Origin of the sequence: Haemophilus sp. 27098_8_127 (assembly GCF_041433495.1) — a bacterium.
In the GTDB taxonomy this organism is placed as follows: domain Bacteria; phylum Pseudomonadota; class Gammaproteobacteria; order Enterobacterales; family Pasteurellaceae; genus Haemophilus_D.
Genome location: NZ_JAPWBP010000020.1, coordinates 1 through 2,469, shown reverse-complemented (window position 1 = coordinate 2,469; position 2,469 = coordinate 1). Strand labels below are relative to the sequence as shown.

Annotated in this window: 1 protein-coding gene; it reads right to left on the bottom strand. The window is 43.9% G+C overall.

The window, feature by feature from the left end; genetic code table 11:
* Nucleotides 1-2,454, bottom strand: a 2,454-nt coding sequence (locus O3746_RS10280; protein WP_371449022.1) for an ESPR-type extended signal peptide-containing protein, incomplete at its 3' end; no start/stop codon positions are given.
* Between the last annotated feature and the right edge of the window lie 15 nt (nucleotides 2,455-2,469).

Here is a 2,469-nt window from a genome sequence, read left to right as displayed (position 1 = left end):
ACCAGTGTCACCTTTAGCACCTGTGTCACCTTTAGCACCTGTGTCACCTTTAGCACCAGTATCACCTTTAGCACCTGCTACACCATCTTCACCTTTAGCACCATCTCTAATAATGGTTGTGGTTGTAGTACCGTCGCTATTATTAACAGTAAGTGTATGAGTACCATTATTGTTATTGGTTACAGTTGCAGTAACGCTCTTACCATCAACACCATCTTTACCTTTCGCGCCATCTTTGGCTGAAATAGTATATGTATGAGTTGTTGTATTGTATTCAACTTTAATATTGTCGCCAGCTTCAATATTTGTGTTGTATTTAACAATCGTTTTAGCTTCTTTACCAGCGCTCTTATCTGCTTGCTGTACTGTTACTTCTGCAGTTGTGCCTTTACCATTTTGGAAATCAACAATATCATCGTTGTAAATGCTTGATTTCGCAGTATCGTTATTTTGAACTCTCCAATGATGGTTAGAGATCGCTGTAGCTACTGCATATAATTGTGAACCATTGATCGCATCTGTTGAAGTTTCAGAAATACGACCTGCCGCAACGTTAGTAATTTGACGTTCTTTGCCTGGCGCACCAACACTGACTACGCCTACTGGGTTAGTACCACAGAAATTATAAGTTGTTCCTGCAATTACATGGTTTGAAGTAGGATTTGCAACTGCTGTAAGAGAATCTGCACCTAAAGCAACAGAGTTTGCATGGCTAGCTGTTGCGTTTGTACCAATTGCAATTGATTTTTCTGCAGATGCGTTAGCTAATGTACCAACTGCTGTTGCATTTACTGCACTTGCTTTCGCACCGCTACCTTGAGCTACAGAATTTTCAGCTGAAGCATTCGCGTTACGACCAATTGCAATCGCTTGAGAGCCTGAAGCGTTTGCATTGACAGAACCTGCGAAGCTATATTGACCACTCGCATTCGCGCCAGAACCTAAAGCAGTAGAAGATTCACCGCTTGCTTTTGAATCACGACCCAATGCAGCAGCTGCTTTATTGGTTGCATTTGCTTGGCTACCAACCGCTACTGCGCCATTTTGTGTTGCGTGCGCTGCTTGACCTAATGCAGTGGTTGCGATACCAGTTGCCACTGAGTTTGCACCGATTGAGATCGCAGTACCTGCATCTTGACCATTAGAAGAACCTGCTGGAGTATCTGTACCATTTGCAGCCGCATTCGCACCAATTGCGATATCCGCAGTTTTTTGAGCAACCGCACTAATACCTTGAGCGATAGAGTTTAAACCTGTCGCAGTAGAGTTAGTACCTAAAGCAATAGCGTTATTACCCACAGCTTTAGCCGCAGTACCTTCTTTATTACCTAAAGTACCATCTGTTGCACCACCGATAGCCACAGAGTTTGTACCTGTTGCATGAGCAGATGCACCACCTGCGAATGAACCTTCGCCATTAGCTTGTGATAACACACCTACCGCTGTAGCACGATTAGCAGTTGATTCAACATAAGCACCGATACCAATTGCGTTATCGCCTCTAGATACTGTTTTAGTACCAACAGCAATAGCGTTATTGTTAGCTGCAGTCGCAGTTTGACCTACCGCAACAGAGTTTGATTCAGCTGCAGTCGCATTAGAACCCACAGCAATTGCTGCTTCTTTATTTGCTTGCGCGTATGGACCAACTGCAACAACTAAATTACCTTCTGCTTTTGTATATGAACCAACTCCGACAGCTTGAACACCTGAAGCATTTGAGCTAGTACCCATTGCAATCGCGTGATCTTGTTTTGCTACAGAATCTTTACCTACTGCAATCGCATTGGTCCAAGCACCTGTTGCATTATTACCGATAGCAATAGAATCTTGGTGAGTTGCATTTGAATGCGTACCAACAGCAACAGCGCCTGCACCCGCATTGGTACTATCACCGATAGCGGTTGCGAATTGCGCAGTTGCATTTGCACGGTTACCGAATGCACTTGCAGAATCTTGAGTTGCAGTTGCACGGTTACCTACCGCAGTTGCACGAATTTGAGTTGCTTGCGCTACGTTACCGATTGCAACAGAAGCTTCACCAGTTGCTTCACTGCTTACACCAATAGCAGTTGCAGCACCTGCTGTTGCTTTATTGTTATTACCTACTGCTAATGTTGAGGTTGCAGTTGCAGTGTTATTTGCACCATAAATAATTTTGCCATCAATACCACTTTGGGTACTTGCGGTATTTTGGTAACCCACAACAACAGAGTTTGCCCCTACGTTTTTGTTAGAACCGTTGTAAGTGCCATTTGGAGCGATGTTTACTGCAGACCCGCCAAGCTCCACTGCAGCATCAGCTACTTGTGAAACACCTAATGCAGTCACAACAGCACCTGCAAGTGCGGTCAATTTCACGATTTTTTTAGATTTGGTTTTACCCTTAGCATGCCCAAGTTCGGAAACAGCCGTCCACGTTTGGGTAGCATGGTTCCAAATAACTTTAAACACTTTGTTCATATATTT